Source organism: Burkholderia aenigmatica (assembly GCF_048627025.1).
GTDB classification, from domain to species: Bacteria; Pseudomonadota; Gammaproteobacteria; order Burkholderiales; family Burkholderiaceae; genus Burkholderia; species Burkholderia aenigmatica.
The window spans coordinates 3,326,351-3,352,070 of record NZ_CP184468.1; the positions used below are offsets into that span (position 1 = coordinate 3,326,351).

Sequence of the window (25,720 nt, forward strand, 5' to 3'; positions counted from 1 at the left end):
CGCATCGCTGCGGGCTTTTTCGGTTTCGCCGGAAGACGGCGAAGCAACGGCGCTCAGACCACCCCGGCCCCGTGCGCCTGCAGATCGGCGTGATAGCTCGAACGCACCATCGCGCCGACGGCCGCGTGCGTGAAGCCCATCTTGTACGCCTCTTCCTCGTACATCTTGAACGTATCCGGATGCACGTACGCACGCACCGGCAGGTGGTGCTCGGACGGCTGCAGGTACTGGCCGATCGTCAGCATGTCGACGTCGTGCGCGCGCAGGTCGCGCATCACCTGCAGGATTTCCTCTTCGGTTTCGCCGAGGCCGACCATCAGGCCCGACTTCGTCGCGACGTCCGGATGCAGCGCCTTGAAGTCCTTCAGGAGCTTCAGCGAGTGCGCGTAGTCCGAACCCGGGCGCGCTTCCTTGTACAGGCGCGGCACCGTTTCGAGGTTGTGGTTCATCACGTCCGGCGGCGCGGCGTTCAGGATCGAGATCGCGCGGTCGAGACGGCCGCGGAAGTCCGGCGTCAGGATCTCGATGCGCGTTTCCGGCGACTGCTCGCGCACTTCGCGGATGCACTCGACGAAGTGGCCGGCGCCGCCGTCGCGCAGGTCGTCGCGGTCGACGCTCGTGATCACCACGTACTTGAGCTTCAGCGCGCCGATCGTGCGCGCGAGGTTCTTCGGCTCGTCCGGATCCAGCGGATCGGGGCGGCCATGACCGACGTCGCAGAACGGGCAGCGGCGCGTGCACTTGTCGCCCATGATCATGAACGTCGCGGTGCCCTTGCCGAAGCATTCGCCGATGTTCGGGCAGCTCGCTTCCTCGCACACCGTATGCAGGTTGTGCTCGCGCAGGATCGTCTTGATCTCGTTGAAGCGCGAGCTGCCGGTGGCCGCCTTCACGCGGATCCACTCGGGCTTCTTCAGCTTCTCGATCGGAATGACCTTGATCGGGATGCGCGCCGTCTTCGCCTGCGCCTTCTGCTTGGCGGTCGGATCGTAGGCAGGGGTCGCGGCCGAATCGGCCGGTGCGGGGGAAGCGGTAACGTCAGTCATTCGAATGTTGTTCCAGTGCCTGCGGCTTGTCGGCGGCCGCGGATGCGCCGTCGAGGTTGGCGATCAGACGGCGCACCAGCGTCTGGGCGACGTCGTTCCAGTCGGCGGCAACCTCGAGGCTCGCCATGTCGACAGTTTCCAGTCCGGCATAGCCGCACGGGTTGATCGCAAGAAACGGGCGCAGATCCATCTTCACGTTCAGGCTCAGCCCGTGATAGCTGCAGCCGTTGCGGATCTTCAGGCCGAGGGCCGCGATTTTCGCGCCCTCGTGCACGCCGGATGCCACGTAGATCCCGGGCGCACCCGCCTTGCGGACCGAAGCGAGATTATACGCCGCAAGGGTTTCGATCACGGCCTCCTCGATCTTCGTCACCAGCGTGCGCACCATCAGCTTGCGCCGGCGCAGGTCCAGCAGCAGGTAGGCGACGATCTGCCCGGGGCCGTGGTAAGTGATTTGCCCGCCGCGGTCGACCTTCACGAGCGGCACGCCGCTGTCGGCCACCAGCAGGTGGGCCGGGTCGCCAGCCTGGCCGAGCGTGTAGACGGGCGGGTGTTCGACCAGCCAGATCTCGTCGCCGGTGTCGGCCGTGCGCGTGTCGGTGAACGCGCGCATCGCGTCGAAGCTCGCTTCGTAGGTCTCGACGCCCCGCCAGCGCACGGTGACCGGCGGAGCCGGCTGATCCGGGGACCCGGCGGACGATGCGGAAACGGCAACAGGCGTGGACACGATGGAAACCGGCGAAACGGACATGGGCGGTAGTTTACCGAAAACCCGTGGGTCTCGCCGGCCTTGGAGGGGGACGGATCGCCGGTATCCGTCGGAGGAAATGATGGTCAGACGGTGCGCCATCCGTCATGGAGCAGCGCGCTCACGCGTTCGCGCAGCCGTGCCAGCCCGCCAAGCGCGACTTCCCGGGGCGGCCGCGACACCGAGAACGCCACGCGCGTACCCTCCCGGCCTTCCGCGCTGAGCCACAGCCGCTCGCCGCGGCGCAGCTTCAGCGTTTCGCCGTCGACCAGGAAGTAATCGTTGACGTCGTTGCTGCGCGTCGCCCACACCGGCCCGCTCTGGACCACCAGCCGCGTGCTGCGTTGTACCTTCATCGGCACGGTTTCGCCCGCGGGGATTTCGAACGTGATGCTTGAAGAAATTTCTTGCATGATCGACTCCGCCAATAAGTGCTTCGATGGCTACAATCGTAGTCACTTCAAGGCGTCTGACAAAACGACCAATTTTCACGTCGATGTGAGGAAAATTAGCAAATGGACCTCCGCCAGCTACCTGCGCTGAACGCGATTCGCGCGTTCGAAGCCGCCGCCCGTCACGAGAATTTCTCGCGCGCCGCCGACGAGCTGTACGTCACGCACGGCGCGGTCAGCCATCAGGTACGCGCGCTCGAGGAGGAGCTCGGCGTGCAGCTGTTCACGCGCAACGGCAAGCGGCTGTGCCTGACCGACGTCGGCATGCGCTACGCGCAGCAGATCCGCACCGCGCTGATGGTGATCGCCGACGCGACCCGCGACGTGCGCGCGAGCGACCGCGACCGGCGGCTCGTGGTGTCGATGCTGTCGTCGTTCGCCGCGCGCTTCATCACGCCGCGCATCGGCACGTTCATCGAGCGGCATCCGGAAATCGACGTCGAACTGCAGTCCACCAACTCGCTCACCGATTTCGCGCGCGACGACGTCGATCTCGCGATCCGCTTCGGTCACGGCAACTATCCGGGGCTGCATGTCGAGCCGCTGTTCGACGAGGTGTTCTTTCCGGCGTGCGCGCCGACGCTGAACGGCGGCAAGCTGCCGCAAACGCCGGCCGATCTCGTCCACTACAACCTGCTGCGCTCGGACGACGAACTGTGGCGGCCGTGGTTCGACGCGGCCGGGCTCAAGACGCTGACCGAGCCGAAACGCGGGATTCTGTACCAGGATTCGTCGAACCTGCTACTGGCCGCGATCGACGGCCAGGGCATCGCGCTGGTCCGCCGCTCGCTCGCGGTGCACGACCTGCTCGACGGGCGCATCGTGCGCCTGTTCGACATCGACGGGCCGAGCCCGTGGCACTATTTTTTCGTGTGTCCGCCGCCGCTCCTGAACACGCCGCGCGTGCAGGCGTTCAGGACCTGGCTGCTTCAGGAAGTCGCCGAATACAAACGGCTGTGCGACGAGCTGGACGCGCGGCGCGCGGCGGGGAAGACCCCCGCCGAGTGCGCGCAAGAGGGAGGCTGGAAGGCGCTTAGAGTACGACCTTGACCATCGGATGGCCGGTCAGTGCGCGGTAGATGTTGTCGAGCTGTTCCTGGCTCGTCGCCCGCACGGTGATCGTGAGGCCCGTGTAATTGCCGCCGCTCGACGCGCGCTCTTCGATCTTCTCGACATCGATCTCGTTGTCGTGAACGGCGACGACCTTGAAGATCGTGTCCTTGAACTCCGGGTGCGCCTTGCCCATGATCTTGATCGGGAAATCGCACGGGAACTCCAGCAGCGACTCCTTCCGGGTATCGATCGCGCCGGTCACCTCGATAGTTTTGGTCGGTTCGCTCATCATTTGCTCCGGGTTAGGTCAAACTGTTCAAACTCGCGCGCTTTCGCGCGCTGGTACGCGTCATACAACGCCGCGAACACGGGGCCCGGCTTGCCGCCCTGCACGGGCAGATCGTCGAGCGACGTGACGGGCAGCACTTCCTTCGTGGCCGACGTGATCATGATTTCGTCGGCTGCGCGCAACTCCACTTCGCTGATCTCGCGCGCGACGAACGGGATCTTGCACTCGTCGGCCAGCTCCTCGATCAGCGCGTAGCGGATCCCCTCGAGGATCTTGTTGCTGCGCGGCGGCGCGAGCAGCTCGCCGTTCTTCACGATCCACACGTTCGACGACGAGCCTTCCGTCAGGTTGCCGTCGCGCAGTTGCAACGTCTCGAACGCATCGCGTTCGGCCGCATGCTGCGCCATCAGCACATTGCCGAGCAGCGAGATCGACTTGATGTCGCAATGCAGCCAGCGGCGATCCTCGGCCGTCACGCAACGCACGCCCTGCGCGCGTTCTTCGTCGGACGGCAGGCGCAGCGGGCTCGTCATCACGAACACCGTCGGCACCGCGTTCGCCGGGAACGCGTGGCCGCGCTTCGCGACGCCGCGCGTCACCTGCAAATAGACCAGCGCGTTGCCGTCGCCGAGCCCTTCGGCATTCGCCGCGACGACGCGCTCGATCAGCGCACGCCAGCCCGCGTCGTCGTGCGGGCTGACGATGCCGATCTTCTTCAGGCTGCGCTCGAGCCGGGCCAGATGCTGTTCGATCCGGAACGGCACGTGCGCGCCGTCGTGCGCATAAACGGGGACAACTTCATACACGCCGTCGCCGAAGATGAACCCGCGGTCGAGCACCGGTACACGGGCTTCCGACAGCGGCACCATTTCCTCCTGCGACGACACGCTGAGGTAGACGATCGGTTCAAATTCGGCTTGGCTCATAGCAATGACAGATGGGGATGAAGTCGTGAAAACAAAGGCCCGTCGTGCTTACTTCTTCTTGCTGAACATCAGCAGGATCGAGTCCCAGATACGCCCGAAGATACCCGCTTCCGGCACCGCCTGCAGTGCGACGACCGGGAATTCGGACAGCGTCTTGCCGTCGGCGACGATCTTCACGGTACCGACCTGCTGGCCTTCCGCGAGCGGCGCGATCAGCGGCGCGTTCACGTCGACTTCCGTCTTGATCTTGTCGCCGAGGCCGCGCGGCACGGTCGCCCACTGGTCGCCCTTCACGCCGACCTGCACGGTGTTTTCCTTGCCCTTGTAGATGCGCGGCGTCGACATCGCCTGACCGCCCTTGAACAGGCGCACCGAATCGAACGCGCTGTAGCCGTAGTTCAGCATCTTCATGCTGTCCTGCGTGCGCTCGCCTTCCTTCTGCTCGCCCATCATCACCGACACCAGGCGGCGCTGGCCGTCCACACCCGGGATCGCGCGCTTCGCCGACGCGATCAGGCAGTAGCCGGCCGCTTGCGTATGGCCCGTCTTCAGGCCGTCGACCGTCGGGTCGAGCCACAGCAGACGGTTGCGGTTGCCCTGGCGGATGTTGTTGTACTTGAATTCCTTCTCCGAGAAGATGCTGTAGTACTGCGGAAAATCGCGGATCAGGTGCGCGGACAGCTTCGCGAGGTCGCCGGCCGTCGTGTAGTGGTTCGGGTCGGGCATGCCGTTCACGTCGGCGAAGTGCGTGCCCTTCATGCCGAGGCGCGCGGCCTCGTCGTTCATCAGCGTGACGAACTGCCCTTCGCTGCCGCCGACGAGTTCGGCCAGCGCGATCGCGGCGTCGTTGCCCGACTGGATGATCATCCCGTACACGAGGTCGTGCACGGACACCGGCTTGTTCGCCTCGATGAACATGCGCGACTCGTCGCGGCCGACGCGGCGCACGGCGTCGCTCGGCGTGACGATCTGCTCCATCGAGATCTTCTTCTTGTCGAGCGCCTCGAACACGAGGTATGCCGTCATCAGCTTCGTCAGCGAGGCGGGCTCGACGCGTTCATCGGCATTGCCCGACGCGAGCACCGTGTTGCTGGTCGCATCGACGAGCACCCACGAGTGCGCATTCACGCCCGGCGGCGGCACTGCGCCCGGCATGTAGGTCGCGGGCGCGCCGGTGAACTGCTCGGTGGCGGCCGGCGCCGCATGCGCGGCCTTGGCCTTGGCGGCCGGCTTCGCCTCGGCGACGACGATCGTCGATGCGAGCGCGACGGGCAGCATCACGCCGAGCGCGACGTTGCGCGCGGCGGTGCCGAAGGCGATGGAGGAAGCGAGGGACTTGAGGCCTTGGGGAGACAGACGCATGATCGATTCAGGCTGATGGCAGAAAGTGCGGTGCGAAACGCGCAGGGTTGAACGGCAAGGCGGCGGGCGTTTCGGGCACTCGCCCGAAATCGTCGGGCGACGCGAAACGCGCCGGTTGGACTCGTGCGGACGCGTTCGGTTCGCTGCCGTCGCGAGCGGGCGGACAGGCGGCGAAACGAGCGCCGCATGGGCCCAGCCGGGCCGCGGGCAACGCGGATTGCGGCCATTATACGTGGCCGCGCAGGGCGTTTTCGCGAACCGGGCGCCGCACAGTTGCACATCCGCATCGGGCGCAGGGTGCCGGCAAGCTGCACGTCATCGCACGCGAAGCTGTGCGAAAGGCATGCGCAGGCGGGATGGAAGTCGGGTTGCGCCGCAAGCAGCGGCGCGATGTCGTGCGGCGGGAGCGCGCATCCGGCGCATGCCGGATGTCGCGTATGCGACGCGACGCAGGCAGCCGGCATCACGCCGCCACCCGCGCGCCGGCTAGCGCCAGGCGTCGACGATGATGCGCTTCAGCACGTGCAGCTTGCGATGCAGGAAGTGCTCGGCGCCAGGGATCACGACGACCGGCAGTTCCTGCGGCCGCGCCCAGTCGTACACCGACGCGATCGGCACCGTGTCGTCGGTCTCGCCGTGGACCACGAGCGTGTTCTCGGGCACGTCGGCCACCTGCCAGCGGCTCGCGGCCGTGCCGACGAACACCATCCGTTCGATCGTCTCGCCCGCGTCGCGCAGCCGCTTTGCGACGTGCGACAGCACGAAGGTGCCGAACGAGAAGCCCGCGAGCACGAGCGGCAGGTCCGCATACGCGGGCTGCGCGCGCATGTGCGCGAGCACCGCGAGCAGGTCGTCGGCCTCGCCGGTGCCGTTGTCGTGCACGCCTTCGGTCGCGCCGACGCCGCGGAAGTTCGACCGGAACACGACGTAGTTCAGCTGCACGAGCGTGCGCGCGAGTGTTTGCGCGACCTTGTTGTCCATCGTGCCGCCGAACAGCGGATGCGGATGTGCGACGAGCGCGATGCCGCGTGGCGCGGCCGTGCCTTCGCGCACGGCGTCGGGCAGGTCGACCGCGATTTCGATCTGCCCGACCGGGCCCGCGATCAGCGACTTCTGCGTATGAACGTTCATTCGGCCGGCCCGCTCAGATCTTCAGGCGGTCGACGACCTTGCCGTCGCGCAGGTGCGATTCGACGATCTCGTCGATGTCGGCCTTGTCGACGTACGTGTACCACGTGCCTTCCGGATACACGACCATCACGGGCCCTTCCTCGCAGCGGTCGAGGCAGCCGGCCTTGTTGATGCGAACCTTGCCGGGCCCCGCGAGGCCGAGCTCCTTCACGCGCTTTTTCGCATATTCCTGCATGGTCTGCGCGTCACATTGCGCGCAGCTCGGGCGTTCGGCGCCCGGTTCGCGCTGGTTCAGGCAGAAGAAGACGTGGTGCTGGTAGTAGGAATCCATGATGGTGACGAGCGGCCCGGCGCGAGGCCGTGCGGAAAGAGAAGCGGTTGCCGCTGCGCGGCGCAGCGGAGGATGCGGACGATTATAGCGAGCGGCGCAGGCAGCTGCCCGCGATACCACTGCCGCGCCGCCGCAGCCACTGCTTCAACGGCGCAACGCAGCCGGCAGCCACGCATGCTCGACGCGCTGGCCGAGCCAGATCAGCGCCGCGTAGGGCCAGATCCACGCGAGCCAGCGCGCGAGGCTGTTGAAGTGCACGTAGCGGCCCTGCCGCCAGCCCGACAGCGTGAAGTCGAAGAACGGATTGACGGGCAGCAGGTTCACGAGCGCCACGCCGGCCAGCAGCGCGAGCGCCGCGAGCGTCGCGCGCCAGGTCGCCGGCACGTGCAGCGCGACGAGCGCGGCCGCGAACCCGAGTTCGATCCCGAGCCGCGCGCCGGGCGTCGCCCATACGACGACGAGGCCGGTGGCCGACTGCATGAAGGTCGCGGCCGCCTTCAGCACGAGCGTCGCGGCGACGAGCGCGATCAGGAGCCGGATGCGCGGCGCGCGCGGCCGCATCGCGAGCGACGCGATCGTCAGCGCGGCGAACAGCATCAACCCGCCGAGCGCGGCCTCCCACGCGGAGTCGGACAGCCAGCCGTCGACGCGCTCGGGCCATTCGCCCACGCGCCACGCGGCCGGCAGCCACGCGAGCAGCGCGTCCTGCATCGACGCGTCGGCACGCTCCCACAGTGCGGCCGGCCAGTCGCCGATGCCGAACAGGAACGGCGACGGGAACAGGATCGCGAACGGCCATAGCCCGGCGAGCAACAGCGGCGTCGCACCGTCGTCCTCGAACCATGCGAAGCGCAGCCGGCGCAGTGCGCCGCGATCGAGCAGCGCACCGGTGGCCGGCGCGACGAGCGCCGCGCCCAGCAGCGCGCCGAGCGCGTTGGCCGCGAGATCGAGATTCGACGCGACGCGCGTCGGCAGGTAGGTTTGCAGCGCTTCCATCGAGCCCGACAGCAGCACGCCGAGCCCGGCCGCGATCAATGTCGCGGCCACGCCGCGCCAGCGCGGATGCAGCGCGAGCACGGCAAGCGCCCCGAATGGCATATAGCCGAGCACGTTCGTGACCACGTCGAATGCGGTCACGTAGCGCTGCATCGGCGCGAACAGATAGTCGAACGGCCCGATGCCGAGCGACGCCCAGCCTTCGAACGGATACAGCGATGCGTAGACGATGAGTGCCGCATAAGCGGCAAAGGCCTGCCGCGCGAGCGGCGATGCGCGAGGGGTACCGGTCGCGCTCATCGCGGCTGCGCGGCACGCGTCACGGCGTACCCGCGTACGCCTGCATGCCGACCCACGCGGCGATCTGCGACACGAGCTCGTTGCTCGCCGTCGCGAGCGCACGGGCACCGCCCGCTGCGTCCGGCGTGCTCGACGGCGCACGCGCGACGAACGTGCGCTGGCCGAGCACCTTGCCGTCCAGCGTCAGCGTCGCGCGCGCGGTGACGGCGCCATGGCTCTGCGACTGGCCGTCGAACACCTGTTCGAATTCGTTCAGGTCGACCTTGAGCGTCGGCGCACGCACGCCGTCGGATCCTTCGAGCACCGTGCCGCGCGACGACAGCGCGCCGCGCAGCCGCTGCGTGAGCAGTTGTGCGGGCGGCGCGGTCCAGCGGCTGTCGCGATAGACGGCCACGTGCTGCGCGTCCACGTATGCCAGGCGATACGCGAATTTGTCGGAGTCGAGCGCGTCGGGCGCGGCGACGTCGAGCACCTTCAGCGCGGGGCCGGGGCCGGCGGTCACGACCGACGTGGCCGGCCCGAGGTCGTAGCGGACATTCGACAGCGCCGCGCTGTTGCCGGCGCAGCCGGCCGCGAGCGACAGTGTCAGCACGGCAAGCGCGGCCGCGGCGGGACGCAGCGCGCGGTCAAGGATTCGTGGCATGGCGTGTTCCTGCATGATGTTTCCGGTTTCGATGGGTGTCACTGCCCGGCCGTCGCACCCGGCCAGGTGAAGCCCGGCTCGCCGGGCCCCGGCGCCGCGCCGGGCGAACCGAACAACAGACTGCGCGGGTTGCGGCCAAGTTCACCGGCCACGTCCTTCAATTGCCGCGACGCGTCGCCGACGCTGCCGGCCAGCGCGTTGAAACGCGGCAGCGTGTCGTACTGCACGCGCGCGTTGAGATCGTTCAGCGCGACACCCACCTGCTCGGCGGCCGTGCCGGCCTTGTTCAGGTTCGACACGAGCGGCCCGTTCGGCTGCATCAGCGTGTTCGCCGACGCCATCGCACGGTTCACCTCGTGCATCGTTTCCGGCAGCGCGGTCACCGCCGGGCCGAGCTGCTTCGTCAGCGTGGTAGCGCCATCGGCCGCGTGCTGCAGGCTTTCGGCGGTCGCGCGCAACTGCTCGCGCATCTCGGGCGACATCAGCGCATTCGCGCTCTTCGCGGCGAGTTCGAGCTGTCGCAGCAGCACGTCGCCGCGCTCCTGAATCTGGTCGAACAGGCTCGGCCGCATGGGGATCTGCGCGATCGCCTTGGTCGACGACGGCAGCGGCGCCAGGTCGCGGCCCGTGTCCTCGAGCTGCACGAACGCGATGCCCGTCACACCCTGGAAGCCGAGGCTGCCGTAGGTCGACTGCGTGATCGGCGCGTCGTGGTCGACGAGGATCCGGATCCGGATCTGGCCCGGGTGCGCGCGATCGAAGCCGATCGACTGCACCTTGCCGACGTCGAGGCCGCGAAAGCGCACGGCCGCGTCCGGGAACAGCCCGGTCACGTTGGTACGCGCGAGCAGGTCGTACGGCACGCGCACGGTGCGGTCGACGTTGAACCAGAATACGGTGCCCGCGATCGCGAGCGTCAGCGCGATCGTGAACAGGCCGGCCCAGAACGCATGTGATTTGTTTTCCATTCGCGGAGTCCTTCGTGCCTACAGCTCGACGCTCGACAGCGCCGGTTCGAGGGCCGCCTTCGGCAGCTTCGCGCGCCGCTCGGGCGGCAGCGCCTGCAATGCGCGGCGCCCGCGCAGCCCCAGGAAATATTCGTGGATGAACGGATGGTCGACGTTCGCGGCCTCCTCGACCGGCGCCGCGACCAGCACCTTGCGGTCGGCCAGCACCGCGACGCGCGTCGACAGCGCGACCATCGTGTCGAGATCGTGCGTCACCATCACGACGGTCAGCCCGAGCGTGCGGTGCAGCGTCGCGATCAGCTCGACGAATTCGTCCGACGCCTGCGGATCGAGGCCGGCCGTCGGCTCGTCGAGGAACAGCAGCTCGGGCTCGAGCGCGATCGCGCGCGCGATGCCGACCCGCTTGACCATCCCGCCCGACAGCGCGGCCGGCATCTTCGACGCGTGCTTGCACGGCAGCCCGACCATCTCGAGCTTCAGCATCACGATGTCGTGCAGCAGATCCGGCGGCACGCGGCCGAGCTCGCGCAGCGGCTGCGCGACGTTGTCGAACACCGTCATCGACGAGAACAGCGCGCCCTGCTGGAACAGCATCCCGGAGCGCGTGCGCATCATCCGCGCGCTCGCGTCGTCGATCGTCGCGGTATCTTCGCCGAACACCTTGATCGTGCCCGACGTCGGCCGCTCGAGGCCGAGGATCTGCCGCACGAGCGTGGTCTTGCCGGAACCCGAGCCGCCGACGATCGACACGATCTCGCCGCGCTTCACGTCGAAGTCGAGCTTCTGGTGAATGATGTTGCGCCCGTAGCGCTTGGTCAGGTTGCGCACCTCGATCACGAGATCGTCGGTATCGGCCGCCGCGGTTGACCCGGTGCCGACCGACCCGGCACCGACTGCCGCGGCGTGCGCGGTCGTTTCGTTCGATGCGTTCATCCGAGCCCCACGTTCTGGAACAGGATCGCGAACACCGCGTCGGCGAGGATCACGACCGTGATCGACGATACGACCGACGTGGTCGTGCCTTCGCCGAGGCTCTGCGAGTTCGCCTTGATCCGGAAGCCGAAATGGCACGCGACCAGCGCGATCAGCATGCCGAACACGATGCCCTTGCCGACGCCGATGTACAGGTTCGCGATCGGCACGACGCCCGGCAGCGAGCGCACGAAATAGTTGACGTCGATCCCGAGCACGAGCTTCGCGGCGAGCGCGCCGCCCGTCAGCGCGATGATGTTGGTCCACATCACGAGCAGCGGCATGGCAATGCCGAGCGCGAGCACGCGCGGCAGGATCAGCCGCAGCCCGTGCGGGATGCCCATCACGCGCATCGCGTCGAGCTCCTCGGTCACGCGCATCACGCCGATCTGCGCGGTGATCGCCGAGCCCGAGCGGCCTGCGACGAGAATCGCCGACAGCACCGGGCCGAGCTCGCGGATCACCGATAGCCCGAGGATGTTCACGATGTAGCGGTTCGCGCCGAACATCTGCAGCTGCTGCGCGGACAGGTAGCTGAGCACGATGCCGATCAGGAACGCGACGAGCGCGGTGATCGGCAGCGCCTGCGCGCCGGCGCTGTAGATGTTCGCCGAGGTTTCCTTCCACGGCATCGTCTTCGGACGGCGCAGCACCGACAGCGCGTCGAGGATCACGAGGCCGAACATCGCGATGCCGCCCTGCAGGTGTTCGCCGAACCCGAAGATCGCCTGGCCGAGCCGCGTGACAGGATCGTAGCGCACCACGCGCTCGGGCGCCTCGCGCTCGGTGTCGAGCCGCTCGATGCGCTCGAAGATCGTGCGCTGCGTGACGCTCAACGCGACACCGGCCGGCAGCTTGCGACCCCACACGCGCCACAGCGCCTGGCCGCCGACGTGGTCGAGCCGCTCGATGCCGGACAGATCCCATTCGCTCACGCGCCCCGACGCGATGCTCGCGATACGGCGCGCCACCGCGCCGCGATTGCGTGCAAGCGCGAGCGCGGTCCACTGGCCGTACAGGCGCACCGTCTGGCCCTGGCTGCCGGCGTCGACCGACAGGCCGGGAGGAGTCTCGAAGTCCAAGGGCAGGTTGTTTGCAAAAAGGTGACAGCGGCCATTGTAGCGAACCGCCCGACGACGCGACGTGAGGATTTCCGTGGGGGGCGCCTAGTTGGAGACGCCTGGCCGAGAGCGCCCGCCCCAGGTGTGCATGGCAGCCGCCGCCCCCTGCCAGTTGCCGGCTTCACCACCTTTCATTCTTCCGTCACGTTTCCTTTCGATACTCTCACGCGCCGCACATCAGGCCGTCGGCGCCCCGCGCCGCCATTCGTTGCGTACTCGCATTTCATAAAACAGAACACCGAACAGGACAACCGATGCGTCTCCCCCTGCTTTCCCGCCGTCGCGTGCCGGCCATCGCCGCGCTCGCCAGTCTCGCCTTCATCCTCGCCGCCTGCGGCGGCGACGACGTCACCTCGCCGCCGGTGACGCCGCCGGCGGCCCAGGCGCCCGTCGGCACGACGGCCACGCTCGCGCTGCTGGAGACGACCGACCTGCACACCAACGTGCTGTCGTATGACTATTTCAAGCTCGCCGCCGACAACTCGCTCGGCTTCGAGCGCGTGTCGACGCTGATCACGCAGGCGCGCGCGCAGTATCCGAACACGCTGCTGCTCGACAACGGCGACACGATCCAGGGCACCGCGCTGTCGGACTACCAGGCGCTCGTGAAGCCGATCGGCTGCGACCAGACGCTCGCGATCTACAAGGTGATGAACGCCGCGAAATTCGACGGCGGCGGGATCGGCAACCACGAATTCAACTACGGGCTGCCGTACCTGTCGCAGGTGACCGGCAACACGTTCGAGGTCGACGGCCTGCCGGCACCGGCCCAGCAGAAGAAGTGCGCGGGCCCGAACTTCCCGCAGGTGCTCGCGAACGTGATCAGCGCAAAGACCAACGCGCCGCTGTTCACGCCGTACACGATCCTGACCCGCACCGTGACCGCGACGACGCCGGACGGCAAGACGGTCAGCGCGCCCGTGAAGATCGGCATCATCGGCTTCACGCCGCCCGCGATCATGAACTGGGACAAGCGCTGGCTCGACGGCAAGGTCTACACGACCGGCCTGAAGGAAGCCGCGGAGAAGTACATCCCCGAGATGCGCGCGAAGGGCGCCGATCTGATCGTCGCGATCTCGCACGGCGGCCTCGACAATTCCGCGTATTCGCCGACGATGGAGAACGGCAGCTGGTGGCTGTCGAAGGTGCCGGGCATCGACGCGATGCTGATCGGCCACTCGCACCAGGTGTTCCCGGACGCGAACAGCACCGTGTCGCAGTTCAACCTGCCGGGCGTCGACAAGGTCAAGGGCACCGTCAACGGCGTGCCGACCGTGATGGCCAACTACTGGGGCAAGCACCTCGGCGTGATCAAGCTCGGCCTGAAGTTCGACGGCAAGGCGTGGGGCGTCGACAAGTCGCTGACGACCGTCGAGGCGCGGCCGATCCAGAATGCCGACAAGAGCTACGTCGCGGCCGATCCGACCGTGTCCGCCGCGATCGCCGCCGAGCACCAGGCGACGATCGACTACGTGAAGACGCCGATCGGCTCGACCGACTACCGGATGAACTCGTACTTCGCCGATGTCGGCGATCCGGGCGCGATCCAGATCGTCAACGAGGCGCAGGCCGACTACGTGAAGACCTACGTGCAGGCGAACCTGCCGCAATACGCGTCGCTGCCGGTGCTGTCGGTCAGCGCACCGTTCAAGAGCGGCTTCGGCGGCGGCACCGACTACACCGACGTCGCGCCGGGCGCGCTCGCGATCAACAACGCGGCCGACCTGTACCTGTATCCGAACACCGTGTACGCGGTGAAGGTGAGCGGCGCCGACGTGAAGAACTGGCTCGAAACCGCCGCGAAGCGCTTCAACCGCATCGACCCGACCAAGGCGACCGTGCAGCCGCTCGTCAGCACCTTCCCCGGCTACAACTTCGACATGTTCACGTCGGCCGATCTCGCTTATGAAATCGACGTCACGCAGGCGGTCGGCAGCCGGATCAAGAACCTGACATACAAGGGCGCGCCGATCGACCCGAACGCGCAGTTCATCGTCGCGACCAACAACTATCGCGCGAGCGGCGGCGGCAACTTCCCGGGCCTCGACGGCAGCAAGACGATCTTCGCGTCGCCCGATGCGAACCGTGACGTGCTGATCGCGTTCGTGAAGCAGCGCGGCAAGATCACGCGCGCGGCCGACGGCGCGCAGCGCAGCTGGCGCTTCACGAAGCTCGCGAGCTCGGTCGCGCACGTGCAGTTCGCGTCCGCGCCGAACCGCCTCGGCGACGCGGCGGCAGCCGGCCTGACCGGCATCACGCAGGTCGTGGCCGACGACGGCTCGGGCAAGAACCTCGCCACCTACGAAATCGACCTCACTCAATGAGACCCGCGATGCAACCGATCCGGACGATGCGGCCGGCCGAAACCGGCCTCGCCGCTGCCGCGCGGCGCCTGCTGCGCGCGAAACTCCCGCCGTCCGCGCTGCTCGCGGCGGCGGCCGTGACCGTCGCGGCCGTCGTCGCGACGACCGGCCTGCGCGGGGCCGGCCCCGCGCCGAGCGCCGCGCAGCTCGACGAGTGGCAGGCGATGGTCACGCAGGCCACCGAGCCGCACGCGCTCGCGCAGTTGCGCACGCTGGCGCGGCGCGGCTCGGGCGACGCGCAGGCGGCGCTCGGCATCGCGCTCGTCGACGCGCGCGAACCGGGGCTGCGCGACGAGGGGCGCGGCTGGCTGGAAACGGCCGCGACGGCAGACAGCAAGGCCGACGCGCCGGCTGCCCGACGGGCGCAGCTCGCGCTCGGCAAGGCATTGCTGCTCGGCAGCAGCGACATGCCGAAGGACTACGCACGCGCTCGTACGCTGCTCGGCGAAGCGGCCGCGCAGGGCGACCCGGCCGCCGCGTATTACCTCGGGCTGATCCATCGCAGCGGCTACGGCATCGCTGCCGATCCGGTGCAGGCCGCGCACTGGTTCGAGATCGCGTCGCGCGCGGACATCCCGGCCGCGGACTTCATGCTCGCAAACGCGTACCGCGAAGGCAGCGGCGTGCCGCGCGACGAGGCACGTGCGCTGGCGCTGTATCGCCGCGCCGCCGAGCACGAGCTGCCGGAAGCCGTGCAGACGCTCGCGATGGCCTATCGCAACGGCGAGCTCGGGCTCAAGCCCGACGCGGACGAATTCCACGCGCAGTGGATCGAGACCGCGCACGCGCTGAAGCACCCGGTCGTCGCGCCGTAACGGTTCGTCCGCGCGCACGCGCACGAACCGGCATCACACCGGCTGCATGACACGCGTGCCCCGACGCCCCGCGCATTGATCACCCGGCAACGGAATCGATCGCGGGGCGCGGGCGCACGCGCCTGTTGCCTTGCCGCCATCCGGCTGCGCCACGTCGATCGTTCGGCTCGCGGCAATGCATTAACATGCAGCCTCACAATAAAACCTGAGAGAACTGCATCCATGTCCCATCGCCTTTCCAGGCTTGGTGCCGCTGCCGTCGGCGCCGTCGCCCTTGTCATTGCCGGCGCACCGCTCACCGCACGCGCCGCGCCGCCCGCCCAGCCCGACATCTTCAATGCCGCGCTTTGCAAGCCGCCGTTCACGTCGGACCTGATGGACTCGATCTACAACACCGCCAAGGCAGCCGATCCGAAACCGGACGAGTCGATGCTGGGTGCCGCGGTCTATCGCCTGCCGGAGCCGATCCACCGCGACGGCTTCACGACGCAGCAGGTCGTGTTCGTCAGTACCGGCATCGGTGTGCTCGTGGACGGCGAGGTTGCCGACCAGCTCGCGAAACGCTACCAGCTCACCCTCGAGAAGGGCCACCTGCTGGGCGCGTCGTCCGTCGGCTATTCGCGCCGGCTGACGGTCCGCGGCCCGGGCGGTGCGCTGATTCTCGTGTCGGCCCGCCAGGGCCCGGCGCTGAAGGGCAAGACGCTGCTGGCCTGCGAAATGACGTCCGAGGAGGACATCAAGGCGCTGGAGCGGATGGAAAAGCATTGAATCGAGCGGCGCTGCGGCGCCGCTCGCGTGCAGGCGGCCGGCGCGCCGCCCTGCCAGTCGCGCGCGTCGCCCGACGCGCGCCAGCGCCCCCTGTCGCTACAATAGGCGCCATGAACGCCCCCACCTCCTCCGACACGCCCGATTCCGGCGACGCGCACATCGCGCGCAACCGGCTCGAGGCGCACCTGGACGCCGCGCCGCGTGCGTGGCCGCTCGACATCGTCGCCGCAACCGGCTCGACCAACGCCGACGTCGCCACCCGGCTCAAGGCGCTGCCGCGCACCGCGAACGCGCTGCCCGCGCCGCTCGTGCGCGTCGCGTTCGAGCAGACGGCCGGCCGCGGCCGGCAGGGCCGCCCGTGGTTCGCGCAGCCCGGTAACGCGCTGCTGTGCTCGGTCGGCTGCATCGTGCCGCGCCCCGTCGAAGCACTCGGCGGCCTCAGCATCGCGATCGGCGTTGCGCTCGCCGAAGGGCTGGCCGCGCTGCCGCTCGACGCCCATACGCGCGTCGCGCTCAAATGGCCGAACGACCTGCTGCTGACCGCCACCGACGACGGCACGCCGCGCATCGTCGGCAAGCTCGCCGGGATCCTGATCGAAACCGCGTGGACCAGCGCCGACGCCACCGCCGTCGTGATCGGCTTCGGCATCAACGTGCGCGGCGCGGAAGCCGTCGCCGCGCAGGTCGACGCGCTGCGCGCGCGCGAAGCGACGCTCGCGAGCGGGCTACCGCCCGCTGCGCTGTCGATCGCGTGTGCATCGGCCAACCTCACCGATACGCTCGCCGCGTCGCTGAACGCGCTCACGCCTGCACTCGCGCAGTTCGGCGCCGAAGGGCTCGCGCCGTTCCTGCCGCGCTGGCACGCGCTGCACGCGTACGCGGGGCGCGAAGTCGTCCTGCTCGAACAAGGCGTCGAACGCGTGCGCGGTATCGCGACGGGCATCGACGCGACCGGCCAGCTGCTGCTCGACACGCCGGACGGCATGCAGGCGATCGCCGCCGGCGACGTGTCGCTGCGCGAAGCGCAATGAGCGAGCCGCACCTGCTGATCGACGCCGGCAACAGCCGGATCAAGTGGGCGCTCGCCGATGCGCAGCGCACGCTCGTCGAGACGGGCGCATTCGGCCATGCGCGCGACGGCGGCGCCGATCCCGACTGGTCGAACCTGCCGCGTCCGCGCGGCGCGTGGATCTCGAACGTCGCGGGCGCCGACGTGGCGGCCCGGCTCGACGCGCTGCTCGACGCGCGCTGGCCGGGCCTGCCGCGCACGACGATACGCTCGCGCCAGACGCAATGCGGCGTGACGAACGGCTATACGACGCCCGACCAGCTCGGCAGCGACCGCTGGGCCGGCCTGATCGGCGCGCACGCGGCGTTTCCGGGCGAGCACCTGCTGATCGCGACGTTCGGCACCGCGACGACGCTCGAGGCGCTGCGCGCGGACGGCCGCTTCACGGGCGGGCTGATTGCACCGGGCTGGGCGCTGATGATGCGCGCGCTCGGCACGCATACCGCGCAGTTGCCGACGCTGACCACCGACATCGCGAGCGGGTTGCTCGCGGGTGCGCAGGCCGAGCCGTTCCAGGTCGATACGCCGCGCTCGCTGTCGGCCGGCTGCCTGTACGCGCAGGCCGGACTGATCGAACGCGCGTGGCGCGATCTCGTGGATGCATGGAAAGCGCCCGTGCGGCTCGTGCTGGCCGGCGGCGCGGCGGACGACGTCGCGCGTGCGCTGACGGTTCCGCATACGCGGCACGATGCACTGATCCTGTCCGGGCTCGCGCTGATTGCCGCGGAAGCAGCAACCGCAACGGCGGCGCAGGAGTGACGGAACGGCGCCGGCATCGCGCCGGCGCACGGTAACGCAAGCCCGGGCGGGCCTGCGTCACGATGACGGTGAAAGTCGGGCGGCGCCACGACGGCAGCACGCGCGCACGGTCAACGGAAGGAATGAGAAAGCCGGCCATGCGGCCGGCCCGATTCAATGACGTGAACCACGTCAATGACGACGAGGAGTGTCGACGATGCTGCGCTGGCTGATCGCTGTTCTCTTTCTCGCCAACATGCTCGCGTTCGTGGTGGCACGCGGCGTGTTCGGGCCGCTGCCGGCGGCCGGCCCGCGCGAACCCGGTGTGCTGACGCGGCAGGTGCGGCCCGATGCGCTGCGCGTGACGCCGCTCGCGCAGGCCACGGACCAGCCCGTCATCGGCGGCCCGATCGCGCCGCCGGCCGTCACGGCCGAACCGCTCGCGGCATCCGCGCCCTGACGGCGCCGGGCCGCGCTCAGGACTGCTGCGCGCGCACCTTCTTCAGCAACGCGGTGGTCGAGCGGTCGTGCTCGAACGGAATCGCCAGCGCCCGGCCGCCCCAGCCGCGCACCAGCGCCGATTCCGGCAACGCATCCATGTCGTAGTCGCCGCCCTTCACGAGAATGTCCGGACGGACGGCCTCGATCAGCGACACGGGCGTCTTTTCCTCGAATTTCACGACCCAGTCGACGCTTTCCAGCGCCGCGAGCAGCGCCGCGCGGTCGTCCTCGCGATTGATCGGCCGGTCGTCGCCCTTGCCGAGCATGCGTACCGACGCGTCGCTGTTCACGCCGACGATCAGGCATGCGCCGAGCGCTTTCGCGTCGGCGAGATAGGTGACGTGGCCGCGATGCAGGATGTCGAACACGCCGTTGGTGAACACGACGGGCGACGGCAGCGTGGCGCGCAGGGCGACGAGGGCGTCGCGGGTGATCAGCTTGCGTTCGAAAGTGGCGGACATGATGAAGGTCGGATCGAATGAGCAGTGCGTACGGCGACGAGGCGCCGTGGCGCCGGAAACGAAAAAGCCCGCCGGACGTGCCGAGCGGGCTTCATGGGGCAGCGGCGAAGCGGCGCGCGCGGCCGGCGTGAATCAGGCCAGCCCCGGCGCGCCAGCCGGCCTCAGGCCGGTTGCGCGGCCGACGACGGGCCGCTTTCGGCCTGCAGGCGGCCGGTGACTTCCTTGCGGTAGCGGTTCAGCTCCTGCGCGGTCGCGAACGTGCGCTCGAACAGGATCGACAGGTTGTGCAGGATCCGCTCGATGACCTTCTTTTCCCATTCGCCGTCGAAACGGATCTGCTCGTCGAGCCAGCGTTCGAGCCATTCCGGATCGGGCAGGCGCGACTGCACGGTGTCGCGCGGGAACAGCGCCTGGTTCACGTGCAGGTTGGTCGGGTGCAGCGGCTTCTCGGTGCGGCGCGCCGACGCCATCAGCACGCCGATCTTCGCGAATGCGGCACGTGCGACGTCGCCGCAGTTGTTCAGCGCCTTCTTCATGTAGCGCAGGTAAGCGCCGCCGTGGCGCGCTTCATCGCGCGAGATCGTTTCGTAGATCTGCTTGATGACCGGCTCGGTGTGCCAGTCGGCCGCGCAGCGGTACCAGTGGTTCAGGCGGATCTCGCCGCAGAAGTGCAGCATCAGCGTCTCGAGCGGCGGCGCCGGATCGAATTCGAAGCGCACCGCGTGCAGCTCCTCTTCGGTCGGCACCATCTCCGGCCGGAAGCGGCGCAGGTATTCCATCAGCACGAGCGAATGCTTCTGTTCCTCGAAGAACCACACGCTCATGAACGCGGAAAAGTCGCTGTCGTGCTGGTTGTCGCGCAGGAACATCTCCGTCGCGGGCAGCGCCGACCATTCGGTGATCGCGTTCATCTTGATCGTCTTCGCCTGCTCGTCGGTGAGCAGCGAAGCGTCGAACTTGTCCCACGGAATGTCCTTCTCCATGTCCCAGCGGACGGCTTCGAGCGATCGGTAAAGTTCCGGATAAAGCATCGTGTTCATGATGGTCCCACCCCTGTTCTGCGCAATGCGACTTCTCTAAACGTGACTGTTGCCGCAAAGGCGCGCCAAGCGCGCTTTTTGCGGCCAAGACTGTGATTTTACGCGTGAAACCGACCGGCCGGACGCCGATTGCTCGTCCGGCAGCCGGGCGGCCGCGTCGCCGCCGTTGCGGCATGCCGCAGCCACGCTCCGCACGAACGGAACCGGCTGCACGCTTGCCTGAGTGGGGGCCGGCGCTGGCCGGCTCGTTGGCGCGCCCGTCCCCTGCCCCAGGCGGGTTCCCCGAAAGGTCCCGTGCGGATGCCGGATCGGCGGGCTGCTCGATATGGTGTATACGGCGGCGGCCATGATATCACGCGTGCATGACGGTTCCGAGACGCCTGCCCGGTCGTGCGCCGCCAATCGCGGTGCGGCGATCTGTCGCGGCCGACCGTCGCGAAAACGCAACCTTACATTGTCCTGTCCGCATCAGGCCCGCATTTCGCCGGTCGCGAGGCCGTCTTCCGGCGGCATGCCGGCGGCCGGCGCGCTGCCGCCATCCGCCAGTGCAATCCAGCCGGCCAGCGTGTCGCGCTGCGCGCGCCCGTCGCGGTAGCCGAGCTCGATCAGTTCGCGCGTGAATGCCTCCTCGAACAGCAGGTAGCTCGCGAACGACGCGCCGGCCGGCTGGCTGCCGCCGATCGCGCCGAGCAGCCCGCGCATCGTCGCCGGCATCTGCTTCAGGTGCTTCGCCGCGATCAGCTCGATCCGCTCGGACGGCGCGATCGCGAGCACGTCGACGTGCCGCCAGCCGCTGTCCACCTCGACCTGGTGCGGCAGGTGCTCGATCATCCGGTTGATGTGCTCGATGCGCTCGATGTCCGAGCCGATCGAGTCGAGGAACACGCTCGCGAGTACCTGCTGGCCGATCTGCGCGAGCGTCGGGTAGCCGCGTACCAGCCCGGCGCCGTTCGCGGCCGGAATCTCGGGCCGCGGGTCGGCCGCGCCGACCACGACGATCCGGTCCGCGCCGAAGTGGATCGCCGGCGACAGCGGTGCAATCTGCCGGATCGATCCGTCGCCGAAGTATTCAATCTGCCCGTCGAGCACCAGCGGCACGGCCGGGAACACGAACGGAATCGCCGACGACGCGAGCAGGTGCGACGCCGACAGGTCGACGAGCCGCGCGGTGCGCTGCGCGCGCCGCCACGCCTGGATCGGCTCGGCCGCCTGGTAGAACGTGAGGTGCCGCCCGCTCGAATAGCTGAGCGCCGTCACCGCGAGCGCGTGCAGCAGGCGCGCCTCGAGCATCTGCTCGATCCGGTGGAAACTCAGCTCGCGCTGCAGCAGGTGCGCGAGCGGCGCGTTGTCGAGCAACCCGCGCGGCGAACGGCGGGCCGCCCAGCCGAAGGTCATCGCCGCGAGCCAGCGCGCGCCGGCGGCTGCGATGCCGAGCCAGTCGGTGCGATACACGTAGTCGGCGCGCAACGGCTCCCAGAATTCGAGCAGGCGCCGCACGCCGTGGGAAAAGTCGTCCGCGTGGCTCGCGATCGACGTCGCGTTGATCGCGCCGGCCGACGAGCCGCACACGACCGCGAACGGCAGCGTGTGCCGCTGCGGATCGGCCTCGCGCGCGATCTCGGCCAGCGCCTTCAGCACGCCGACCTGATAGGCGGCACGTGCGCCGCCTCCCATCAGAACGAGCGCGAGCCGCATGATCGACCTGCTACCTGCGCCGCGTCACGTCGAGCGCTTCGGCGGACGGGTTTCGGGCGACGAAGCGGCTGCCGCGCGCGCCGCGGCCGAACCGGTCGCTCCGGCCGGCTTCGCGCGCTTCGCGGCGGGCTTGCGCGGCGCGGCGGCAGCCGGCGCCGGCTTCGCGGCCGGCTCCTGCGGCGCAGCTTGCCCCGGCTGTGCGGCCGCGGCCTGCGGCGCATCGCCCGGCGCGGCGGACTGCATGCCCGGCTGCGCCATCGCGAGGCTCGCGAGCTGGTTGAACTGCGACTGCAGCAGGTTCCACCAGCCGGAAGGATCGAAGGCCTGCTGCGCGGCGTCGCCGGCCGATGCATCCGCGGCGGACGCCGCAGCGTCGGCATCCGACGCCGGCGACGCGTGTTTCGCCGCATGCGCGGCCGCGACGGCCGCTTCCTCGGCCGCCGACATCGAGCTTTGCGCGAACGCGCCGAACGCACGCAGCGTCGCGAGCGTCGCGCGCTGCACCTCGAGCGCCTGGATCGCGGACTGCAGCATCCCGAGATTGAGCTTCAGCCACTGCTCGACGGCGCGCAGATCGGTGATCCGCTTGTCGAGCTCCTCGACGCTCGTGAGCGGCGCCATCATGTCGGACATGCTCGACAGCGACGGCGGCAGCCCTTGCGTGGCGCCCGGAAACGACGTCATCCCGCCGAATGGCGACATCCGCATCATGTCCCACATGCGGTCCATCATGTCGGCGGGCTTGAAGCCGGCAAAGCCGGCGAAAGGGTTGGAGCCGGAGGCATCGGTCGTCATACGGGCATCCTGGTTGACTGGGTGAGAGCGAGGCGGCCGCCATGCGTCGCGCGAGCCGCGCCTGGATCGATCATAGCGCCAGCGCGTGTCAGAACGGCGCGTCGCTGGGAAACTCGGGCGGGCGCCGCTCGCGCAGCGAGCGGATCCCTTCCTGCACGTCGGGCCCGGAAAAACCCATGAATTCGAGCGCAAGCGACGTATCGAAGGTCGGCCCGGCCGTGCGCAGCCAGTTGTTCAATGCGTACTTGGTCCAGCGGATCGCCGACTGCGAACCGTGCGCGAGCCGCTCGGCCACTTCGTAGGCCTTCGGCAGCAGGTCGGCCGGCTCGACCGCGAGCGAGACCAGCCCGATCCGCTCGGCCTCCTCGCCGCTCACCGGCTCGCACAGCAGCAGGTAGTACTTCGCCTTCGCCATCCCGCACAGCAGCGGCCACACGATCGCCGCGTGGTCGCCGGCCGCGACGCCGAGCCGCGTGTGGCCGTCGATGATGCGCGCATCCTTCGCGGCGATCGAGATGTCGGCGAGCAGCCCGGCGACGAGCCCCGCGCCGACGGCCGGCCCGTGCATCGCCGACACGATCGGCTTGCTGCAGTTGATCACGTTGTAGACGAGGTCGCGCGCCTCGCGCCACACGCGGGCGCGCACGTCGAAGTCGTTCGCCATGTCCTCGACGAGCGCGAGATCGCCGCCCGCCGAGAAGCCCTTGCCTTCGCCGCGGATCACCGCGACGCGCGTGTCGGGATCGCGGTCGACGTCGCGCCAGATGTCGGCGAGCTCGCGATGCATGCGTGCGTTCGCGGTCGCGAGGCCGCTGCGGTTCGCGCCCTCGCCGCTCATCACGATGTCGAGCACGCCATGGTCGCGGCGCGTCACCTTCAGTGCTTCGTAACCGCCGTATGCGGCGAGATTGGCCATGCGCTGCTCCTTGCTCGAGGTTCTCGAACCCCTGAATCGAGTGTAGCCAAGCCCGCGCGGGCAAACATCAGGCGAAACCCGGCGCGCGGGCCGAAGCCGGGTTTCGCGGGCGCGGAGCGCTGCGTGCGCTGCGTGGCTTACGCCGCGCCGTCGGGCGGCGCGACCGACTGCTCGATCGCGCCGAAGATCGACTTGCCGGCCGTGTCGAACATCTCGATGCGCACGGTATCGCCGTAGCGCATGAACCCGGTCTGCGGCGCGCCGTGCTCGATCGTCTCGAGGCAGCGCTTCTCGGCGATGCAGCAATAGCCGCGCTTCGCGTCCTTGTTCGACACCGTGCCCGAACCGACGATCGAGCCGGCGCGCAGGTTGCGCGTCTTCGCCGCGTGCGCGACCAGCTGGCCGAAGTGGAACACCATGTCGGTGCCCGCATCGGGCTGGCCGACCTTCTTGCCGTTCCAGTGGACGATCATCGGCCGGTGCACGCGGCCTTCACGCCATTCGTCGCCGAGCTCGTCGGGCGTCACGGCGACCGGCGCGAACGCGGTGGCAGGCTTGCTCTGGAAGAAGCCGAAGCCCTTCGCGAGCTCGGCCGGAATCAGGTTGCGCAGCGACACGTCGTTCACCAGCGTCACGAGCCGCACGGCCTTCAGCGCTTCGTCGGGCGTCGCGCTCATCCGCACGTCACCGGTGATCACCGCGACTTCCGCCTCGAAATCGATGCCCCATTCCTCGGACGGGCACACGACGTCGTCGCGGGCCCCAAGGAAATCGTCGCTGCCGCCCTGGTACATCAGCGGGTCGGTCCAGAATTCGGGCGGCATCTCCGCGCCGCGCGCGCGGCGCACGAGCTCGACGTGGTTCACGTACGCGGAGCCGTCGGCCCACTGGAACGCGCGCGGCAGCGGCGCCATGCAGTTGGCCGGATCGAACGCGAAGGCATTGCGCGCGCGGCCGTGGTTCAGCGCGTCGTACAGGTCGCGCAGCTGCGGCGCGTAGAACGCCCAGTCGTCGAGGACGCGCTGCAGCGTCGGCGCGATCGCGTCGGCGATTGCCGCGGTGTGCAGGTCGCGCGACACGACGATCAGTTGGCCGTCGCGCGTGCCGTCCTTCAGCGAAGCAAGTTTCATAAGGGGGACTCTGCCGTTGTAGTGACGATGGAGGGAATCTATTTTACGATGGTGAATCCCTGCGGCGCGCCACGATTTCGCGCCCGCTTTCGCCCCGATTTTTCGGTCCGGTTTTTCAGCCCGGTTTTTCAGCTCGATTCCTGCCGCCTTTTCGCGCACCTGACGCCCATGCCTGCCAGCCCGCTTCCCGACGACGATCTTGCCGACTCCGACACCGACGACGCCGCTTCCGTCGAGCACGGCGAGAAGGTCCGTTCCGGCATCCAGTCGATCGAGGTCGGCTTCCGCCTGCTCGACGTGCTGACGAGCGAGCCGCGCGCGATGATGCTGCGCGACCTCGCGCAGCGCGCGGGCATGAGTCCTGCGAAGGCGCACCGCTACCTCGTCAGCTTCTCGCGGCTCGGCGTGGTGTCGCAGGATCCCGTCTCGGGCCGCTACGAGCTCGGCGGCTTCGCGCTGCAGATGGGGCTCGCGCGGCTCGCGCGCGTCGACGGCGTGAAGCTCGCGCGGATCGCGCTGACCGAATTCCGCGACCGCCTCGACCAGACGGTCGGTATCGCCGTATGGGGCAACCAGGGGCCGACGATCGTGCACTGGATGGAATCGAGCCACCCGGCGAAGGCATCGCTGAAGCTCGGCGACGTGATGCCGCTGCTCGGCTCCGCGACGGGGCTGCTGTTCGCCGCGTACCTGCCGCGCAGCAAGACCGCCGCGATGCTCGAGCGCGAACTCGCCGATACGCGCCGCTCGCCGCACCACGGCGGCCCGCGCACGCTCGACGAGGTCGATGCGGTGCTCGCCGACGTGCGCCGGCACGAAGCCGCGCGCGTCGAGGGGATGCTGCTGCCGACGATCCACGCGTTCTGCATGCCCGTGTTCGATGCGGTCGGCGAACTCGCGCTCGCGATCGTCGCGCTCGGCCAGGAAGGCTCGTTCGACATTGCGTGGGGCGGCGAGATCGACACGGCGCTGCGCGCCTGCGCGCAGAAACTGTCTTACGAACTCGGCTATAGTCCCGACGCGCGCGACGCCTGACGCACGCGGCACCCGCCCCGTCACGCAGCGCGAACGCGCGACGCATTCGACAGTCC

27 protein-coding genes are annotated in these 25,720 nt (G+C 68.9%); 8 read left to right on the forward strand and 19 right to left on the reverse strand.

Annotated elements, in window-relative coordinates:
- Positions 1-53: 53 nt before the first annotated feature.
- The 3 genes from lipA to ACN8ZM_RS15575 all read right to left on the reverse strand — a co-directional run bounded on the left by lipA (position 54) and on the right by ACN8ZM_RS15575 (position 2,207).
- Positions 54-1,046 (reverse strand): lipoyl synthase, encoded by a 993-nt coding sequence (gene lipA, locus ACN8ZM_RS15565; protein ID WP_039346279.1) that lies wholly within the window; start codon positions 1,044-1,046, stop codon positions 54-56.
- Complete coding sequence (lipB, locus tag ACN8ZM_RS15570; protein WP_205824314.1) at positions 1,039-1,797, reverse strand: lipoyl(octanoyl) transferase LipB; 759 nt, start codon at positions 1,795-1,797, stop codon at positions 1,039-1,041. The genes lipA and lipB overlap by 8 nt, the downstream gene beginning before the upstream one ends.
- Positions 1,798-1,880: 83 nt before the next feature.
- The gene (locus ACN8ZM_RS15575; protein WP_043187424.1) at positions 1,881-2,207 is read right to left on the reverse strand and encodes a DUF2917 domain-containing protein; all 327 of its coding nucleotides are present in this window, start codon (positions 2,205-2,207) and stop codon (positions 1,881-1,883) included.
- 102 nt (positions 2,208-2,309) lie between these two features.
- Here ACN8ZM_RS15575 and ACN8ZM_RS15580 point away from each other — a divergent pair, with 102 nt between their 5' ends.
- Complete coding sequence (locus tag ACN8ZM_RS15580; protein ID WP_043187153.1) at positions 2,310-3,296, forward strand: transcriptional regulator GcvA; 987 nt, start codon at positions 2,310-2,312, stop codon at positions 3,294-3,296.
- Here ACN8ZM_RS15580 and ACN8ZM_RS15585 read toward each other — a convergent pair.
- From ACN8ZM_RS15585 to ACN8ZM_RS15630, 10 genes are all read right to left on the reverse strand, one after another.
- Positions 3,280-3,588 (reverse strand): YbeD family protein, encoded by a 309-nt coding sequence (locus ACN8ZM_RS15585; RefSeq protein WP_011353335.1) that lies wholly within the window; start codon positions 3,586-3,588, stop codon positions 3,280-3,282. The two genes, ACN8ZM_RS15580 and ACN8ZM_RS15585, sit on opposite strands and share 17 nt — an antisense overlap.
- Positions 3,588-4,514, reverse strand: coding sequence for a D-amino acid aminotransferase (locus ACN8ZM_RS15590; RefSeq protein ID WP_089451337.1), 927 nt, complete (start codon positions 4,512-4,514; stop codon positions 3,588-3,590). The genes ACN8ZM_RS15585 and ACN8ZM_RS15590 overlap by 1 nt, the downstream gene beginning before the upstream one ends.
- 48 nt (positions 4,515-4,562) lie before the next feature.
- On the reverse strand, positions 4,563-5,876 hold the full coding sequence (locus tag ACN8ZM_RS15595; RefSeq protein ID WP_043187148.1) for a D-alanyl-D-alanine carboxypeptidase family protein: 1,314 nt from the start codon (positions 5,874-5,876) through the stop codon (positions 4,563-4,565).
- Between the two features lie 486 nt (positions 5,877-6,362).
- The gene (locus ACN8ZM_RS15600) at positions 6,363-7,007 is read right to left on the reverse strand and encodes an alpha/beta hydrolase (protein WP_043187147.1); all 645 of its coding nucleotides are present in this window, start codon (positions 7,005-7,007) and stop codon (positions 6,363-6,365) included.
- Positions 7,008-7,020: 13 nt separating this feature from the next.
- Positions 7,021-7,338 carry a (2Fe-2S) ferredoxin domain-containing protein gene (locus tag ACN8ZM_RS15605; RefSeq protein WP_420210260.1) on the reverse strand — a complete coding sequence of 106 codons (318 nt, stop codon included), beginning with the start codon at positions 7,336-7,338 and terminating at the stop codon, positions 7,021-7,023.
- A 144-nt stretch (positions 7,339-7,482) separates the two neighbouring features.
- Entirely contained in the window at positions 7,483-8,634 is a 1,152-nt protein-coding gene (locus ACN8ZM_RS15610; RefSeq protein WP_043187144.1) for a VanZ family protein, read from the reverse strand.
- 19 nt (positions 8,635-8,653) lie between these two features.
- Complete coding sequence (locus ACN8ZM_RS15615) at positions 8,654-9,292, reverse strand: ABC-type transport auxiliary lipoprotein family protein (protein WP_407649945.1); 639 nt, start codon at positions 9,290-9,292, stop codon at positions 8,654-8,656.
- Positions 9,293-9,315: 23 nt separating this feature from the next.
- Positions 9,316-10,245 (reverse strand): MlaD family protein, encoded by a 930-nt coding sequence (locus tag ACN8ZM_RS15620; protein WP_043187140.1) that lies wholly within the window; start codon positions 10,243-10,245, stop codon positions 9,316-9,318.
- Positions 10,246-10,263: 18 nt separating this feature from the next.
- On the reverse strand, positions 10,264-11,178 hold the full coding sequence (locus tag ACN8ZM_RS15625) for an ABC transporter ATP-binding protein (protein ID WP_089451339.1): 915 nt from the start codon (positions 11,176-11,178) through the stop codon (positions 10,264-10,266).
- Positions 11,175-12,299 carry an MlaE family ABC transporter permease gene (locus tag ACN8ZM_RS15630; RefSeq protein ID WP_089451340.1) on the reverse strand — a complete coding sequence of 375 codons (1,125 nt, stop codon included), beginning with the start codon at positions 12,297-12,299 and terminating at the stop codon, positions 11,175-11,177. The genes ACN8ZM_RS15625 and ACN8ZM_RS15630 overlap by 4 nt, the downstream gene beginning before the upstream one ends.
- A 293-nt stretch (positions 12,300-12,592) precedes the next feature.
- On the opposite strand from ACN8ZM_RS15630, the gene ACN8ZM_RS15635 reads away from it, so the two are divergent.
- From ACN8ZM_RS15635 to ACN8ZM_RS15660, 6 genes are all read left to right on the forward strand, one after another.
- Positions 12,593-14,662, forward strand: coding sequence for a bifunctional 2',3'-cyclic-nucleotide 2'-phosphodiesterase/3'-nucleotidase (locus tag ACN8ZM_RS15635; RefSeq protein WP_420210261.1), 2,070 nt, complete (start codon positions 12,593-12,595; stop codon positions 14,660-14,662).
- Positions 14,663-14,670: 8 nt separating this feature from the next.
- A complete protein-coding gene (locus ACN8ZM_RS15640) occupies positions 14,671-15,516 on the forward strand; it encodes a tetratricopeptide repeat protein (RefSeq protein ID WP_420210262.1) in 846 nt (281 codons plus the stop codon).
- 222 nt (positions 15,517-15,738) lie between these two features.
- Positions 15,739-16,284 carry a hypothetical protein gene (locus ACN8ZM_RS15645; protein ID WP_301770943.1) on the forward strand — a complete coding sequence of 182 codons (546 nt, stop codon included), beginning with the start codon at positions 15,739-15,741 and terminating at the stop codon, positions 16,282-16,284.
- A 110-nt stretch (positions 16,285-16,394) separates the two neighbouring features.
- Positions 16,395-17,315: a biotin--[acetyl-CoA-carboxylase] ligase gene (locus tag ACN8ZM_RS15650; protein WP_043187128.1), complete on the forward strand. Its 921-nt coding sequence runs from the start codon at positions 16,395-16,397 to the stop codon at positions 17,313-17,315.
- Complete coding sequence (locus ACN8ZM_RS15655) at positions 17,312-18,112, forward strand: type III pantothenate kinase (RefSeq protein ID WP_089451347.1); 801 nt, start codon at positions 17,312-17,314, stop codon at positions 18,110-18,112. Before ACN8ZM_RS15650 ends, ACN8ZM_RS15655 begins: the two co-directional genes overlap by 4 nt.
- Before the next feature lie 196 nt (positions 18,113-18,308).
- Positions 18,309-18,551 (forward strand): hypothetical protein, encoded by a 243-nt coding sequence (locus ACN8ZM_RS15660; RefSeq protein WP_420210263.1) that lies wholly within the window; start codon positions 18,309-18,311, stop codon positions 18,549-18,551.
- A gap of 16 nt (positions 18,552-18,567) precedes the next feature.
- On the opposite strand, the gene rfaE2 is transcribed toward ACN8ZM_RS15660, so the two are convergent.
- From rfaE2 to ACN8ZM_RS15690, 6 genes are all read right to left on the reverse strand, one after another.
- On the reverse strand, positions 18,568-19,053 hold the full coding sequence (gene rfaE2, locus ACN8ZM_RS15665) for a D-glycero-beta-D-manno-heptose 1-phosphate adenylyltransferase (RefSeq protein ID WP_043187125.1): 486 nt from the start codon (positions 19,051-19,053) through the stop codon (positions 18,568-18,570).
- Between the two features lie 161 nt (positions 19,054-19,214).
- Positions 19,215-20,093: a diiron oxygenase gene (locus tag ACN8ZM_RS15670; RefSeq protein WP_043187123.1), complete on the reverse strand. Its 879-nt coding sequence runs from the start codon at positions 20,091-20,093 to the stop codon at positions 19,215-19,217.
- A 468-nt stretch (positions 20,094-20,561) separates the two neighbouring features.
- On the reverse strand, positions 20,562-21,788 hold the full coding sequence (locus tag ACN8ZM_RS15675; protein WP_089451348.1) for a patatin-like phospholipase family protein: 1,227 nt from the start codon (positions 21,786-21,788) through the stop codon (positions 20,562-20,564).
- Positions 21,789-21,812: 24 nt separating this feature from the next.
- Complete coding sequence (locus ACN8ZM_RS15680) at positions 21,813-22,583, reverse strand: PhaM family polyhydroxyalkanoate granule multifunctional regulatory protein (RefSeq protein ID WP_420210264.1); 771 nt, start codon at positions 22,581-22,583, stop codon at positions 21,813-21,815.
- Positions 22,584-22,671: 88 nt separating this feature from the next.
- A complete protein-coding gene (locus ACN8ZM_RS15685; protein ID WP_420210265.1) occupies positions 22,672-23,499 on the reverse strand; it encodes an enoyl-CoA hydratase/isomerase family protein in 828 nt (275 codons plus the stop codon).
- Between the two features lie 137 nt (positions 23,500-23,636).
- Positions 23,637-24,629, reverse strand: a complete 993-nt coding sequence (locus ACN8ZM_RS15690) for a fumarylacetoacetate hydrolase family protein (RefSeq protein WP_043187117.1) — start codon at positions 24,627-24,629, stop codon at positions 23,637-23,639.
- 168 nt (positions 24,630-24,797) lie between these two features.
- On the opposite strand from ACN8ZM_RS15690, the gene ACN8ZM_RS15695 reads away from it, so the two are divergent.
- The gene (locus ACN8ZM_RS15695; protein WP_420210266.1) at positions 24,798-25,664 is read left to right on the forward strand and encodes an IclR family transcriptional regulator; all 867 of its coding nucleotides are present in this window, start codon (positions 24,798-24,800) and stop codon (positions 25,662-25,664) included.
- Positions 25,665-25,720: the final 56 nt, after the last annotated feature.

Coding starts and splice junctions, on each gene's coding strand:
- ACN8ZM_RS15615 (WP_407649945.1), bottom strand. CDS start 9,292: ATGCAGGAACACGCCATGCCACGAATCCTTGACCGCGCGCTGCGTCCC.
- lipA (WP_039346279.1), bottom strand. CDS start 1,046: ATGACTGACGTTACCGCTTCCCCCGCACCGGCCGATTCGGCCGCGACC.
- ACN8ZM_RS15655 (WP_089451347.1), top strand. CDS start 17,312: ATGAGCGAGCCGCACCTGCTGATCGACGCCGGCAACAGCCGGATCAAG.
- ACN8ZM_RS15695 (WP_420210266.1), top strand. CDS start 24,798: ATGCCTGCCAGCCCGCTTCCCGACGACGATCTTGCCGACTCCGACACC.
- ACN8ZM_RS15680 (WP_420210264.1), bottom strand. CDS start 22,583: ATGACGACCGATGCCTCCGGCTCCAACCCTTTCGCCGGCTTTGCCGGC.
- ACN8ZM_RS15585 (WP_011353335.1), bottom strand. CDS start 3,588: ATGAGCGAACCGACCAAAACTATCGAGGTGACCGGCGCGATCGATACC.
- ACN8ZM_RS15590 (WP_089451337.1), bottom strand. CDS start 4,514: ATGAGCCAAGCCGAATTTGAACCGATCGTCTACCTCAGCGTGTCGTCG.
- ACN8ZM_RS15690 (WP_043187117.1), bottom strand. CDS start 24,629: ATGAAACTTGCTTCGCTGAAGGACGGCACGCGCGACGGCCAACTGATC.
- ACN8ZM_RS15595 (WP_043187148.1), bottom strand. CDS start 5,876: ATGCGTCTGTCTCCCCAAGGCCTCAAGTCCCTCGCTTCCTCCATCGCC.
- lipB (WP_205824314.1), bottom strand. CDS start 1,797: ATGTCCGTTTCGCCGGTTTCCATCGTGTCCACGCCTGTTGCCGTTTCC.
- ACN8ZM_RS15670 (WP_043187123.1), bottom strand. CDS start 20,093: ATGAACACGATGCTTTATCCGGAACTTTACCGATCGCTCGAAGCCGTC.
- ACN8ZM_RS15685 (WP_420210265.1), bottom strand. CDS start 23,499: ATGGCCAATCTCGCCGCATACGGCGGTTACGAAGCACTGAAGGTGACG.
- ACN8ZM_RS15650 (WP_043187128.1), top strand. CDS start 16,395: ATGAACGCCCCCACCTCCTCCGACACGCCCGATTCCGGCGACGCGCAC.
- rfaE2 (WP_043187125.1), bottom strand. CDS start 19,053: ATGTCCGCCACTTTCGAACGCAAGCTGATCACCCGCGACGCCCTCGTC.
- ACN8ZM_RS15660 (WP_420210263.1), top strand. CDS start 18,309: ATGCTGCGCTGGCTGATCGCTGTTCTCTTTCTCGCCAACATGCTCGCG.
- ACN8ZM_RS15635 (WP_420210261.1), top strand. CDS start 12,593: ATGCGTCTCCCCCTGCTTTCCCGCCGTCGCGTGCCGGCCATCGCCGCG.
- ACN8ZM_RS15625 (WP_089451339.1), bottom strand. CDS start 11,178: ATGAACGCATCGAACGAAACGACCGCGCACGCCGCGGCAGTCGGTGCC.
- ACN8ZM_RS15605 (WP_420210260.1), bottom strand. CDS start 7,338: ATGGATTCCTACTACCAGCACCACGTCTTCTTCTGCCTGAACCAGCGC.
- ACN8ZM_RS15675 (WP_089451348.1), bottom strand. CDS start 21,788: ATGCGGCTCGCGCTCGTTCTGATGGGAGGCGGCGCACGTGCCGCCTAT.
- ACN8ZM_RS15645 (WP_301770943.1), top strand. CDS start 15,739: ATGTCCCATCGCCTTTCCAGGCTTGGTGCCGCTGCCGTCGGCGCCGTC.
- ACN8ZM_RS15580 (WP_043187153.1), top strand. CDS start 2,310: ATGGACCTCCGCCAGCTACCTGCGCTGAACGCGATTCGCGCGTTCGAA.
- ACN8ZM_RS15610 (WP_043187144.1), bottom strand. CDS start 8,634: ATGAGCGCGACCGGTACCCCTCGCGCATCGCCGCTCGCGCGGCAGGCC.
- ACN8ZM_RS15640 (WP_420210262.1), top strand. CDS start 14,671: ATGCAACCGATCCGGACGATGCGGCCGGCCGAAACCGGCCTCGCCGCT.
- ACN8ZM_RS15600 (WP_043187147.1), bottom strand. CDS start 7,007: ATGAACGTTCATACGCAGAAGTCGCTGATCGCGGGCCCGGTCGGGCAG.
- ACN8ZM_RS15620 (WP_043187140.1), bottom strand. CDS start 10,245: ATGGAAAACAAATCACATGCGTTCTGGGCCGGCCTGTTCACGATCGCG.
- ACN8ZM_RS15575 (WP_043187424.1), bottom strand. CDS start 2,207: ATGCAAGAAATTTCTTCAAGCATCACGTTCGAAATCCCCGCGGGCGAA.